Origin of the sequence: Micromonospora sp. NPDC005173, from assembly GCF_040608515.1 — a bacterium.
Taxonomy (GTDB): Bacteria; Actinomycetota; Actinomycetes; order Mycobacteriales; family Micromonosporaceae; genus Micromonospora.
Map to the genome: position 1 here is coordinate 1 of NZ_JBEXIK010000057.1, position 13267 is coordinate 13267.

A 13267-nucleotide genomic window follows, 5' to 3' on the forward strand; every position below is an offset into this window, starting at 1 on the left:
GATGTGGATCACCGTGAAGTACAACTGGAGCCTGAAGCTGCAGTCATCCGAGAAGTCCGCGCTGCAGAGCATGCTCAACACCTGCAGCTCCTGACACAGCCCCTTCGGCCGGCGGGGCTCCTTCGGGGCGCTCCGCCGGCCGGACTATGCCTGCTGCGGCGGAGACGCTGGGCTGTCGCCGGCCTGCTTGCGCCACTGGCCGCCCGCGTCAGCGGCGAGGAGGCGTTTGACCATCGCCAGGGCATCCGCCTCGGTGTCGAACTCCCAACGCAGCACCCGGCCATTCTCGCTGTCGCCGGCACGGGCTACGACCTTCCACCGAACCTCACGGGTCAGCCACACATCCCGGCGACCCAAGCGCCCCCAGATGCCGTTCCACCAGCGACCCGCCACGTCCTCCACCACGGCATCGTACATGTGTTCGATCATCCGATCGGGGCTGACCGCGCTAATGCCAGGCTCTGATCGATGAGGCGTGACAAGGGTTGGCTCGGGTGGTGACCAGCGAAGACGGCCCATCCGCTTGTCTGGCGGTAGGGTCGCCGGCGTGCTGCGGCGGTGGACTCTGACGATCCTGATGGCGGCGTGCGGTGTGCTGGTGGCGGTGGCGCAACTGGCCGCCGGTTTGCCCGTCGTCGGCGGCGCCGAGTTGCTGGTCTTCTTGGCGCTGGCACTGCTGTTGTCGCCGTGGGCGTTCCCCCGGTCGGTGGACGCCGCCGAGGCGCAGCGGGCCAGCGCGGCGGATGGCCGGCCGATCGTGTACTGGCGACCTGGCTGTCGCTACTGCCTCCAGCTTCGGTTCTCCCTTGGCCGGCTCGCCCGGCGGGCGCACTGGGTGGACATCTGGCGCGATCCGGCGGGTGCTGCGGCCGTCCGGGCGGTGGCCGGCGGCAACGAGACCGTGCCCACCGTCGTGCTCGGCGGTCAGGCTGTGGTGAACCCCGACCGGGCCTGGCTCCGCGAGCAGCAGCGGGTCTTCCACGGCCCATACAGTTCGGGCAGGTAGCGCCACGGCGCACCGGTTCGCAGTTTCCACAGGATCCCGTTGATGACCTGACGGTGATCCCGCCACCGCCCCCACGCCTCACCCGGCTCGGGGAGCAGCGGCGCGATCACCGCCCACGCCTTATCGGTCAACTTGCCGCGACGTACCACCGACACATCGTCAGCGATCAACCACTACACGATCGGACGCCCCAGGCGGGCGCAGGTGTTGGTGCCGCCGGCTTCGGAGGGGAACTTCAGGGACGCGCGTGACTGCGGCCCGAACTGGCCGTCCGCGCTGATGCCCGCCTTGCTCTGGGCGAACTTCAGCGCGTTGAAGGTCAATTGGCCGAACGACGCGTCCTCTTGAAGCCGCGCCTTGCCCGCGGGTGCGAGGTAGCAGTCGTTCAGGGCCCACTGGAGGGCCAGCGTGCCCGGCCCGCCGTCGCCCCAGAGCAGCGAGCACGGCAGGGCGCCGTACTTGCCGATCGGCGCGGCGACCGTGTAGCCCGCCTGGTTCGAGACGTACGTATAGGACTCGCACTCGGGTTGGCTGCGAGCGTAGGCAGGGTTGGCGGAGACGAGCGTGCCCGCGATCACGGCCGCGAGCAACGTGCACAGTGCTGCCAGACGTTTCATGGAACCCCTTTTCATCGCAACTTTATTCGGGCCATGCATCGATGCATGGGCCACGCCGGTGCCCTTCGCCTTTTTCGGTACGGCGAATTGAAGCTTCATCCCCTTGTTCTCCTCCGAACTCTCAGCTGCCATGGCTCGTGTCGGTCCACAATCTGTCGCCGGGCATCTTGAACCAGGTGACTCCGTCCGAGATCCTGTCCCGAATGAGGAAGGTTCGGCCCTCCTTGCGTCCGTAATACGTGTAGTACAAGTAAGTGCCGTCCGACTTGTCGAAGTGGTAGCCCCAAACGGAGTTCTGGCTCGCCGCTTCCCAGGTCTCCGGACCAACCCAGCCGTCGACGTCGATGTCAACCGGGTGTGCGGCGTTGTACAGCTGCTGCCAGCGGACCGTGGCGTTGTGAGTGTTAGATCCAAACGCCCCGTCAATGTCGCTGTAGCCTTCATCCGCCCAGAGGTGCCGCTGCCAGAAGCGCACCAGATTGCCGCTGTTGATGCATGGGGTGGCTTCCTTGCAGAGCATGTGAAGGCCGGGGTAAGCGGTATGCGCCGACGCAGGGCTCGCTGTGACCAGGGAGGCTCCCAGCACCACAGCCAGCGCGAGGACCACCCGCGATGCGAGTACCCTGCTGCGCCGCCGGACCGTACTCTCGGTTTGATTCATGTAGACCCTGTTCTCGAAAGGTGAACGGAAGCATGATGCCGCGTGTGTTACTGGCGCCCGCTTTTCCGTCACGCTGCTCCTTGATTTCCATCAATCTTCGGCGCGCCCCGAAAGGATGCAAATCGCAGCGTTGATCGTGCATGCCGGGCTCGCTCGTGCGACGAAAGCCCTGAGAGTTCACCCGATATGCAGACCGGAAGGTTCGGCTGAAAACCGCGATGTCGCGACCCCCGGCGCGCACCTCCTTACTTCAGCATGGCTGTTTCGCTCCCTTCTCCTACGTCTGGGCCGAACACGGCGATGCGGGGGCCGCCATCGGTCAGCGGGCCGTAGCTACTTCAGTGGCCAGACATTGATTCCCGGGGCCTATGACGGATCCCGCACGGCAATCCGTCGTGGTGGCGGCCACCGAGGTTGTTCGCCGTGTCCACGGTGGACTGTGCATGCGTTGACCGGTAGCGTGGCACGCACCGGACAAACAACGTCGGACAAAGCTTGGCGTGTGCGCTGGTCAGAGGCGTGCCCGCAGGCCGTACGGAGCGACCAGCCACCGACCCCTTGAACGGCGACCCCCGCCCCGCAGCCGGCACGCGAAGTCCCTGATACTGCCCTCGATCCAAACGATGGGCAGCGGATGCCTGACGGCACGAAGCCCGCCACGGGTGCGCGGTGGGGGAGTCTGCCTGGAGGCAGGACTTGGAGGTTGGTGTTGGGCCGTCGGGAAACGCCCCTGGACCCGAAGGCGGGCCCGGTCCACCGGCTGGCGTGGCAGCTGCGCCAGTTGCGGGAGCGGGCCGGCAGCCCGAGCTATCGGGTTCTGGCTCGGCGCGCGCACTACTCGGCGAGCACCTTGGCGGATGCGGCGAAGGGTGACCGGCTGCCCTCGCTCGAGGTGACGTTGGCGTACGTCGAGGCGTGCGGTGGCGATGCCGACGAGTGGCGGGCAAGGTGGTCGGCCATCGCGAATGCAATGGCTGCATCGGCGACGCCAGTTCGCGATGAGGAGCGCTCCCCCTATCAGGGGTTGACGTCGTTCCAGCCTGAGCAGGCGCAGTGGTTCTTCGGCCGCTCAGAGTTGGTTGACCGGCTACTGAATCGGGTCGAGCGGCTGCCACTGAGCTGTCTCATCGGGGCATCCGGTAGCGGGAAGTCCTCGTTGCTGCGGGCTGGTCTGCTGGGCACCATCGCAGCCGATCGCCGGGCAACGCAGCGTTGGCGGACCATGTTGATGACGCCGACCGAGCACCCGCTCGAGGCCTTGTCGGCCGAGGTTGCGAAGTTGTCCGGTCAGGACGTCGAGCAGGTGCGCCAAGAGCTGACGGAGGACTCAGCCGGCCTGGACATCGCCCTACGTACCACCTTGGCCGCCGGTCACCCGCAAACCCGGGCACTGTTGGTGGTGGACCAGTTCGAGGAAATCTTCACCCTCTGCGTCGACAAGGACGAACGCCGCAAGTTCATCGAAGCGCTGCTGGACGCCACTCAGGGTTCGGACCGTCGTGCCACTGTGATGCTCGGCGTGCGCGCCGACTTCCTCGCTCACCTCATGAAATATTCGGGCCTGACCGACGCACTGGGCGACGAAGGGCACCTGATGGTAGGCCCGGTGACCACCGCTGATCTGCGTGAGATTGTTACCCGGCCCGCCGCGCAAGTCGGAATGGGAGTGGAATCCGATCTGCTGACCACGGTGCTCGCTGATGCCGCCGACGAGCCGGGCGCGTTGCCACTGGTGTCGCACGCGCTGCTGGAGACGTGGCAGCGACGAAGCGGGGCGACCCTCACCCTGTCGGCCTATCACGCAAGCGGGGGCGTACGGGGGGCGGTCGCCCAGACCGCCGAGCGGGTCTATGCCGAGTTCGGGGCAGCGGAGCAGCGAGCCGCTCGCCGGATCTTTCTCCGGCTCACGGCCTTCGGCGATGGCACCGAGGACACCCGCCGGCCCGTCGCGCGAACGGAACTCGAGGGTATCGCCGATGAGGCCGTCACGATCAGGGTCCTGGACCAGTTGGCCGCGGCCCGGCTGGTGGTCCTGGGCGACGGCACTGTATCGGTGGCCCATGAGGCGCTGATCAGTGCCTGGCCACGGCTACACCGATGGCTCACCGACGACCGTGCGAGCCTGCTCATCCACCGGCGGCTCACCGACGCCGCCCACACCTGGACTTCATTGCACCGCGATCCCGGAGCCCTGTACCGGGGCGCCCAGTTGGTTGCCGCGCGTGCGTTCGCCGATGACCGTCGCGACGAGTTGAACCAGCACGAGCGCGACTTCCTGCGCGCCAGCAATGCTCTCGCCGAAGCCGAACAGGACAAGGCCCGGCGCCACGCCCGTCTCCTCAAGCGCCTCGTCGCAGGCGTTTCCGTCCTCTTGGTACTCGCCCTACTGGGCGGCGCGGTGGCGGTGCGGCAGCGCCAGGACGCCCGCCGGCAGCAGGTGGTCGCGCACTCCAGCGAGCTGTCGCTACAGGCGCGATCTCTGCTCGCCACCGATCCGGAACTGGCCGGCCTGCTGGCCGTCGAAGCGGATCACCTCCACTCCAGCAACGAGAGTCGGGGGAGCGTGCTGAGCGCGGCAGCCGCGCCTCGCCACACCGAACTCAACGTCGGCGGACCGTCTATCTACGCCGTCGCGTTCAACCCTGACCATTCCCTACTCGCCTCCGCCACCGCGGACGGCACCATCGGGCTGTGGGACCCCGCGCGCGGTGAACGCATCGCCACACTGCTGGGGCACGCCGGCCGGGTCGCGAACCTGGCCTTCGCCAGCGATGGAAAGCTGCTCGTCTCCGTCGGGGTTGATGGAACCAAAGGTTCCATCATCGTCTGGGACGTCCACACACGCCAGCAGATCACCTGGCTGGAGGAGAACAACCTCGCCTCCGGCACGGCCTTCAGCTCCGACGGAACAACGGTCGCCGTCGGCTTCGCGAGTGGCGCGGGCGGCTCCGGGGCCAGCGCGGACACCCCAAAACCCGGCGACATTGCCCTATACGACCTGCACTCCGGGACCCGCACGCTGCTCCGCGGGCACCACGTGCCGGTCGCGTCCCTGACCTTCAGCCACGATGGCAGGCTCCTCGTGTCCGCCAACGGGAAAGAGAACCCGACCGTGTGGGACGTGGCAAAACGCAGACCGATTGCCCACCTGCCTACCGAGCACATCTTCTCGGTCGCCTTCGGGCATTCCGGATATGTTCTCGCCGGTTTGGCGCACGATCGAGGGGTGTACCTGTGGAACCTTGGCGACGACCGGCCGGTTCCGCTCCCGCCGTTGCCCCTGTCGGGCCGCTATGCGTGGTCGATCTCCGCTCCTGTGGACGACAAACTCGCCGTGGCCGACGAAAACGGCGTGATCACCATCTGGGACCTGCGACGCCGCGAGCCCCTGCAGACCTACCAGGACCGGGGCCGCAGCGAGACGGCCTCCGTCGCGATGAGCCAGGACGCAGCCATGCTCGCCTCAGCCGGGTTCAACGGAACCATCGTGCTCCACGACCTCGGCCACGCCCCATTCACCGGGTTCACGGCACAGGTGAAGGACGTCAAGGTCAGTCCGGACGGAAGCACCATCGCCTCAGCGGGCAGCGACAGGACAGTTCGGCTGTGGGACGCACACGGGAAGTTCCTGGTCACACTGGGTGGGCATCCAGACGAGGTTCAGGCCGTCGCTTTCAGCCCGGACGGACGCCTGCTCGCCGCGGTCACCCGAAATAACATCGTCACGATCTGGGACATCCAGGGCCGCAAGCATGTGACCCGGCCCTTCCCGACCAAAGGAGTCGGTGCCTCGACGGACGTTGACTTCGATCCCGATGGCCGTATCCTCGCAGCCGCCACTCTCGGCCCTGCCTTGTGGGACGTCACGGACATAAACAAACCGTCCGAAATAACCGCCAGGTTCCCGGCCCGCATCGTCACGTCGTTGGCCTTCACCCCGGACGGGCGTCGACTCCTAGGGGCGAGCGTGGGCGGCTATATCAACACGTGGGATATCACTACTGGAAAGCTGCTCAACCGGGTCAACGCCCAGCAGAGCACGGTGCAGGATATCGTGGTCAGCCCCGACGGCAGCTGGCTGGCCACCGCGGGTGACAGCCGCACCATCAAACTGTGGGACGCCGCGACCGGTCGGGAAACAGCCGTACTGAGTGGCCATACCGCGCCCGTCCAGGTCCTCGCCATCAGCCGAGACGGCCGCCGTCTCGCCTCCGCCGGCGACGACCACACCATCATCGTCTGGGACACCAGCACCCGCCAGCACGTCGTCACCCTCACCGGCCATACCGCAAGAATCCGCGGGCTCGCCTTCACCCCGGCCGGAAACCTCATTTCCGGCGCCGAGGACGGCCGAATCATCAGCTGGTCGTTCAATCTCCATGCTGCCAAGGCCCAGATCTGCGTCGCCGCCGACCGCAACCTGACCCGACAGGAATGGGCTACACACATTTCCACGGAACCATATAAGCCCTCCTGTGCTGCACCGCCGAGTCGCTGACGGCGCGCGGCGTACCTGTGCCAGGCTGCCGGCCGACCTCGACGTCCACCCGAGAGTCGCCATGCGGGTTCTCTGGCATGCCTGCTTTCTCGGTGGCGATGGAGACCCACGCGCAGGTCTCCTCAAAGGCAATCTTCTTCAGGGCTGGTACGAGGCGAGGTCCGCAGCCGCAGGCCTTGCCGCTTTGCCAGTTGCTCTTTGGCGGCCATGGCTGAACCGCGCCGGCCTGGGGCCACACCGCACCGTTGCTAGATGTCTGATCCCTCGCCTTCCGGTTGGCTGGCTGGTACGAGAGAACCGGACCAATGCCAGCCAGCGGGTTCAAAGGCGCAGCGATCCTCTTCGCGGACGTCGAGGCGCGGCTGTCGGGACACTGCTGTAGCCCTTACGAGCCGCGCCGTGTCATCAGTGCCCGGCTCTGCTCGGAGCCTGGTGGACGAGTTCATCCCGTGACGCGGCAACGGCCGCGATGACGTCGGCCAACGGACGTTCGATCCTCGCGTTTCCGACCGGCGTGAGGCCGGGCAAGGAGCGGGCCACGACGACGAACTCCTTGGGATCGAAGCCATACTGGCCGAGTTCGCTCGTCGGCCCGCCGCTGGCAGAATGTCTCGACGAACATGAGGAAGCCCCGCCGGCACGAGCCTGTTGGCCGTCTCTTAAGCGGCCCGTGACCTGCTCGCTGGCGCCGGGCATTTGCGCTCTGACGGGAGCTGGTCCACGGCGTCGTTCGTCGTCGATCTTCCTGCTACAAGGCTGCGCCCTAACCTTCGAAGTCAGCGTGTCGCGCCGGAGGTGCGGCTCACCATCATTCCGGCCACATCGACCACCTCGAAGTCATTGCCGCGCAGGCCGCCCAACGTGTGCAGCGCATCGTTGTCCCACCGCCTGTCGGGTGCGCCCGAGATGAACCACGCCGAGCCGTGGTCAGCGACGATGACGCCGTACCGCTGCATCGCCTCAGCCACGATCCTGGCCTGCCGGGGTAGCCGGGCGACGTCGACCGAGCGCTTGAGTCGCAGCCGCTGACCCAACTGGGGCAGGGACGACTCCGTGTTGCCGGAGGCGGAGTGGGACGCCGGCCAGGTCCAGCCGGTGCGGGTGCGCGGCACGGTGACCCGGATCGCGTGGTCGATCTGCCCGGCGGCCACCTCGTCATAGCGGACCAGACCGGCGAGGATCGAGAGCCCGGCGGCGTCGGCGGAGGTCCAACCGGCTGGCCGCATCCGGTTGGAGCGCAGATCGAAGACCGCCCCAGAGCCCGCCCGCCAGCCCGCGCCGACCGGATGGGCGTCGAACAGCTCGTATGCGCGGCATGCGTCGCGGTCCCAAACGATGACGTGCCGGTCACCGTCGCCGCGTGGCCCGCCCTCGACCGCCGCGTCCGGCGGGATCGGATACGGCCCGGGGTCGCTTTCGCCGCTGTACTCGAAGGTGACCTGGACCCGCCGCTGCCCGCCGGCGACGACAGTGATCGGGATGCCGATCGACGCGCCCTGCCACGTGCCGGCGCCGAAATCGGCGTGCACGGCGGAGGCCGGGCCGATGGTGCCGATGATCGCCGCCGAGCGGGAGTGCACGGGTCGCCGGGAGACATCGGCGTGCCACACGTTGTCGGCCGGGAACACGGAGCAGGCCGCGACGCCCGGCCGCGGCCGGGCGCCAATGCCGGTCCGCGCGGACGGGCTCGGGGCCGGTACGGCGCTCGGCGCCGCCGCTGTGCCCGCGGCGGGGACGCCGGACGTGGGTGCGGCGGCCATCGGCCGCCGCGGAGTTCCACAACCGGCCACCAGGACGACGGACAGCAGTGCGGCGACGCTGGCGGGGCGCAGGATCGGTGCGGACATCCCGCGCATCCTGCCTCAGCGGTGGTGGTGGTGTCCATCGCGGTTGGCGTGAACGGCACCGGCGGGCGCACGGGGCCTCGACAAGGGTCGCGCCACCCCCTCGCTGCTGTTCGGGCACGGCGACGGCGGCGACGGGCCGACCCGGGAGATGCCCGCCCGTATTCGCTACGTGCTGTATTCGCCGGCGCGTGGTGAGGACTTCTCTACTGCCGGCTTCTGCAACTGGCTGTCGCTCGCAACGCCCGGCCCGGCTACCGAGCCGAGCCGCACGGCCGGCGCGACGGTGCGTAGCACGCGGATCGCGGCTACCTGTTAGCTGGTGGTACGACCGCAGCCCGGCCAGGCTTGGTCGAGGTGACCGGTGCGACTTCGCCCCGCGCGACGTCTTCGCCTTCCCGGCCGCCTGCGCCACGGCGCGGCCAGCCTGGCTGCCGCGGCCGGAAACCCGCTCAAACAGATTCAGCACGACAGGGGCCACGGCGACCGCCGATACGTATGGGGGTGTTCAACGGAGACCGAACACCGCTCCGTCGCCGACTGGCAGCAGACCTGCTGGTCACGCACGCCATGGTCCAGACGACCTTGGGAGGGCGCCTGCCAGGCGTAGGCCGCCTGTCATGCGAAGGGCCGCCCGGCCCGTACGGGCCGGGCGGCCACGTCCGTGTGCCCGCAGGCAGGTGGCGCAGCGAAGTCAGTACGACGCACCGCGGTCGGCCGGTCGAGCAGCAGCACGGAGAATGACTCGTTCCGGGCTGGGTGCTCGTCAGCGCAAGACACCGAGCTGTTCGAAGGTGTGGGGCACAAGCGCGTCGATGCGCCCGGCGAGGATCTTCTGCACCCATTCCGGGTCGGCGAGGAGGGCACGACCGACGGCGACGAGATCGAATTCGTCGCGTTCGAGGCGGTCCAGCAGCCGCTCGATGCCGGCGACCCGAGCTTCCTTCCCGCCTTGCTGCGTTGCGATGACATCTTCGCTGAGACCCACGGAACCGACGGTGATGGTCGGCTTGCCGGTGAGTTTCTTCGCCCACCCGGCCATGTTGAGGTCGGAGCCGTCGAACTCCGGGAGCCAGTAACGTCGGGTGGAGGCGTGGAAGGCGTCCACCCCGGCTTCCACGAGCGGCGTCAGGATGGCTTCGAGTTGCTCAGGGGTCTCGGCGAGCCGGGCGCCATAGTTGTCGGCCTTCCACTGGGAGAACCGGAACACGATTGGGAAGTCAGGGGCGACGGCCTTGCGGCAGGCGGCCACGACCTCAGCGGCGAAGCGGGCTCTGGAGGCCAGGTCGCCGCCGTACCGGTCGCTGCGGCGGTTGGTGTGTGCCCAGAGGAACTGGTCGATCAGGTAGCCGTGACCGGCGTGTAGTTCGATGCCGTCGAAGCCGAGGCGTTCGGCAGTGCCGGCAGCGTCGGCGTAGGCACCGACCACCGCGTCCACGTCGTCCTGGGTCATCGCCTTGCCTGACCGGCTGCCGTCCAGGCCGATCCCGGAGGGGCCCATCGGGACGGCTTCGGGGAACGGCGGAGCGCCGGCGGGACGGACCATCCCGACGTGCCAGAGCTGGGGAATGATTTTTCCGCCCGCACGGTGGACTTCCGTCGCCACATGTTCCCAGGCCGCCAGGGCTTTCTCGCCGTGGAATCGCGGTACTCGGTCGCTGTCACCCGCGGAGGGGTGGTCGATGTAAGTGCCCTCGGTGATGATCAGACCCACTCCGCCGGCCGCCCGGCGTGCGTAGTACTGCGCCACATCGGTACCTGGGACACCGCCGGGCGAGAATTCACGAGTCATCGGCGCCATGACGATGCGGTTCTTCACGGTGAGGCTGCCGACGGTCATGGGGCGCTGGAAGATCTGGCTTGTGCGGAGGGCAGCACTGGACGGGATCACAGAAAAACTCCTTGTTCGTGCCTTCGCGCGATACGCGAGGCGGTCGTGGGCCATTGCAACCGCACGTTGTCCGACCTGCGATGACACGAGATATGGTTGCGACGCAAAGCTAAAAGCTGACGTTGACGTCAGAGGCAAGTGACGTGACAGGGGTCACGTAGGAGGCGTTGATGCGTATCGGTGAACTCGCCGCTCGTGCCGGCGTGAGCGTGCGGGCACTGCGCTACTACGAGGAGCAGAACCTGCTCGCTTCCGAACGCAGCTCCAGCGGTCAGCGGCATTATCCGGACAGCGCGGTCGACCGCGTTCGACTGATTCAGCAGCTGTACGTGGCAGGAATGACGAGCAGGACGATTGTGGGCCTGCTGCCGTCTTTCGAGACGGGCAAGGTGGTACCGGCGATGCTCGACCAGCTGTCGGCCGAGCACAAACGCATCGACACGGAGATCAGCGGGCTCGTGGGTGCCCGCGACCGACTCGAGGCCATCATTTCCAGGGCCACCGCCGCCGGGAATGCGGGGCGGCCCTGCCACGACGAGGCGGTCGACCTCCCAGCAAGCCTCGGGCAGCCACCCGTACCACCACGCCAGCATCGTCGCTGACAACGCGCGTTCAGCTTCACGCGACTCGTCACCATGTGTGGACGGAAGCCCCGTTGACCGACACGGCAAGCCCTCGGAACCGACGGTGGCACCGACACTTACAACATAGAGATCGGCAAGATCTCGCTGGCTCCGGAACTCAGTGGCAAAGCCAGCGGCGGTCCCTGTGGTGGGGCGTCAAGGAGCGACCGGCGGTGGGTGAGGCAGTGGTGGGCGCCCATCTGGGCGTAGGCCGTCGGCGATGATGGCAAGGTATCGCTGCCACAGGTCAGGCGAGGCGTCCGGGAACGTAGCTGGTGACGTAGTTGGGCGCGATCAGCAGGATGACGTCGGCGCTGGTGGCGTCAGCCCGGACGGCGCCGTGTTCACGAGCCCGACACCCGCGCGTAGCCGATGCGGATCTCGGTCGGGTGCGCCGGTGCCGAAGGGGTTGGAGCGTGGCATTGGTGGTCGGCGGCGCTGTCTGGGTCGAGGAGGTCCTCATACACTCCGACCTTGAACCTGATCAGGTCCAGGCATTCGGCGAGTTTGCCGATCTGAGTGGTGACGTGGGCTTGGTGCTCACGCATGAGCGTGAGTCGTTCCTCCTCGTTTCCGGCTCCTTGCCGCACGAGGTCGGCGTATCGGCGTAGCGCGGGCAGGGGCATGCCGGAGGCGCGCAAGATGATGCAGACGGTGAGCCAGTCCACGTCATCCTGGCTGTAGACGCGGCGCCCGCCAGGTCCGCGCCGCACAGGGTTGATGAAGAGGCCCTCGTGCTCGTAGAAGCGCAGCGCGTGCACGCTCAATCCGGTGCGTTCGGCGACCTGCCCGATGCTCAGACTCGTGGTGACCTCAGCCATGCCGCTCACGGTAGCGGCTTGACCTAGAGCCGACTCTAGATCCTAGGGTTCCCCGTGCGATCGACGCTTTTGTCGCTCTGTGTAATCACGGCTGAACCAGTAAGGGAAGCATCACCATGCGCTATCGCACCCTCGGCGGGACCGGTATCGAAGTCAGTGCCTACTGCCTCGGGACCATGATGTTCCAGGATGGCTGCAACTCCGACCACGGCGATTGTGTCCGTATTATTCACACGGCTCTGGACGAGGGGATCAACTTCGTCGATACCGCTGACATGTATGGACAGGGAGAGTCCGAGGAGATCGTGGGGAAGGCGCTGCGGGGGCGCCGTGATGACGTCGTACTCGCCACCAAGGTGCACTTCCAGATGGGCGAGGGCCGCAACCGAAGTGGCAACTCGCGCCGTTGGATCCTCAAGGCGGTTGAGGACAGCCTCCGGCGCCTGAACACCGACTGGATCGACCTCTACCAGGTCCACCGCCCCGACGACTCGACCGACATCGAGGAGACGCTCTCGGTGCTCAGCGACCTCGTACACCAGGGGAAGATCCGCGCTTTCGGCTGCTCGACGTTCCCGGCTGAGGAGATCGTCGAGGCGCATCACGTCTCCGAGCGTCGTGGCCTCGGACGCTTCCGCACCGAGCAGCCGCCGTATTCGATCCTGGCCCGCGGGATCGAGGCCTCGGTCCTGCCCGTCTGCCAGCGCTACGAAATGGGTGTGCTGGTCTGGAGCCCACTGGCCTTCGGGTTCCTCACCGGCAAGTACCGCAAGAACCAGCCCATCGACCTGTCAACCGGCCGTCCCACAATCCGGCCGGAACGATTCGATCCCACGATCGCAGAAAACGCCGCGAAGCTCGACGTCGTCGAGCAGCTCGTCGAACTCGCGGAAACCATCGGCTGCACCCTCCCACAGCTCGCCATTGCGTTCACCGTGGCCCATCCGGCCATCACCTCGGCGATCATCGGACCGCGGACCATGCCCCAGCTGGAGGATCTCCTCAAGGGCGCCGCACTCACCCTGGACGATGCGACCCTCGACCGAATCGACGAGATCGTGCCGCCCGGAACCAACCTGTACAACCCCAACGCACCTCTGCCCCCGCGTTCACTGACCGACACCGCACGGCGTCGCCGCCCACTCACCGACCGCGCCGCAGCCTGAGTGAGCTGACCGTGGTGGGTCAGATGCTGAATCGAGGCAGACGGGCGTCCCCTCAGAGACCCCTTCCGCGGCGACTGGAACCACACCGTGCACTGTGGATCTGTCACCGACACCGCCCCAGACAGCGCATCCGTCCCGAA

Annotated in this window: 10 protein-coding genes and 2 pseudogenes; 5 read left to right on the forward strand and 7 right to left on the reverse strand. The window is 67.3% G+C overall.

What is annotated here, in order from left to right; all coding sequences use genetic code 11:
* Positions 1–144 precede the first annotated feature (144 nt).
* On the reverse strand, positions 145–417 hold the full coding sequence (locus ABZV00_RS33605; RefSeq protein WP_328415281.1) for a hypothetical protein: 273 nt from the start codon (positions 415–417) through the stop codon (positions 145–147).
* 130 nt (positions 418–547) lie between these two features.
* Here ABZV00_RS33605 and ABZV00_RS33610 point away from each other — a divergent pair, with 130 nt between their 5' ends.
* Entirely contained in the window at positions 548–1006 is a 459-nt protein-coding gene (locus ABZV00_RS33610) for a glutaredoxin domain-containing protein (protein WP_355613688.1), read from the forward strand.
* Here ABZV00_RS33610 and ABZV00_RS33615 read toward each other — a convergent pair.
* The 3 genes and pseudogenes from ABZV00_RS33615 to ABZV00_RS33625 all read right to left on the reverse strand — a co-directional run.
* Positions 985–1173 (reverse strand): annotated as a pseudogene (locus ABZV00_RS33615) (transposase); the annotation flags it as partial. The gene ABZV00_RS33610 and the pseudogene ABZV00_RS33615 sit on opposite strands and share 22 nt — an antisense overlap.
* 6 nt (positions 1174–1179) lie before the next feature.
* Positions 1180–1722: a peptidoglycan-binding domain-containing protein gene (locus ABZV00_RS33620; protein ID WP_355613690.1), complete on the reverse strand. Its 543-nt coding sequence runs from the start codon at positions 1720–1722 to the stop codon at positions 1180–1182.
* A gap of 22 nt (positions 1723–1744) precedes the next feature.
* Complete coding sequence (locus ABZV00_RS33625; RefSeq protein WP_355613691.1) at positions 1745–2356, reverse strand: peptidoglycan-binding protein; 612 nt, start codon at positions 2354–2356, stop codon at positions 1745–1747.
* Between the two features lie 637 nt (positions 2357–2993).
* On the opposite strand from ABZV00_RS33625, the gene ABZV00_RS33630 reads away from it, so the two are divergent.
* Together ABZV00_RS33630 and ABZV00_RS33635 are read left to right on the forward strand one after the other, a co-directional pair.
* Positions 2994–6782 (forward strand): helix-turn-helix domain-containing protein, encoded by a 3789-nt coding sequence (locus ABZV00_RS33630; protein ID WP_355613692.1) that lies wholly within the window; start codon positions 2994–2996, stop codon positions 6780–6782.
* Positions 6783–6786: 4 nt separating this feature from the next.
* Positions 6787–6997, forward strand: a pseudogene (locus ABZV00_RS33635) (hypothetical protein); the annotation flags it as partial.
* A 561-nt stretch (positions 6998–7558) separates the two neighbouring features.
* On the opposite strand, the gene ABZV00_RS33640 reads toward ABZV00_RS33635, so the two are convergent.
* Positions 7559–8629, reverse strand: coding sequence for a hypothetical protein (locus tag ABZV00_RS33640; protein ID WP_355613694.1), 1071 nt, complete (start codon positions 8627–8629; stop codon positions 7559–7561).
* Positions 8630–9392: 763 nt separating this feature from the next.
* Entirely contained in the window at positions 9393–10517 is a 1125-nt protein-coding gene (locus ABZV00_RS33645; RefSeq protein WP_355613696.1) for an NADH:flavin oxidoreductase, read from the reverse strand.
* A gap of 170 nt (positions 10518–10687) precedes the next feature.
* Here ABZV00_RS33645 and ABZV00_RS33650 point away from each other — a divergent pair, with 170 nt between their 5' ends.
* The gene (locus ABZV00_RS33650) at positions 10688–11119 is read left to right on the forward strand and encodes a MerR family transcriptional regulator (protein WP_355613698.1); all 432 of its coding nucleotides are present in this window, start codon (positions 10688–10690) and stop codon (positions 11117–11119) included.
* A 365-nt stretch (positions 11120–11484) separates the two neighbouring features.
* On the opposite strand, the gene ABZV00_RS33655 is transcribed toward ABZV00_RS33650, so the two are convergent.
* Positions 11485–11961, reverse strand: coding sequence for a MerR family transcriptional regulator (locus ABZV00_RS33655; RefSeq protein WP_355613700.1), 477 nt, complete (start codon positions 11959–11961; stop codon positions 11485–11487).
* Positions 11962–12077: 116 nt separating this feature from the next.
* On the opposite strand from ABZV00_RS33655, the gene ABZV00_RS33660 reads away from it, so the two are divergent.
* Entirely contained in the window at positions 12078–13127 is a 1050-nt protein-coding gene (locus tag ABZV00_RS33660) for an aldo/keto reductase (RefSeq protein ID WP_355613701.1), read from the forward strand.
* Positions 13128–13267 lie beyond the last annotated feature (140 nt).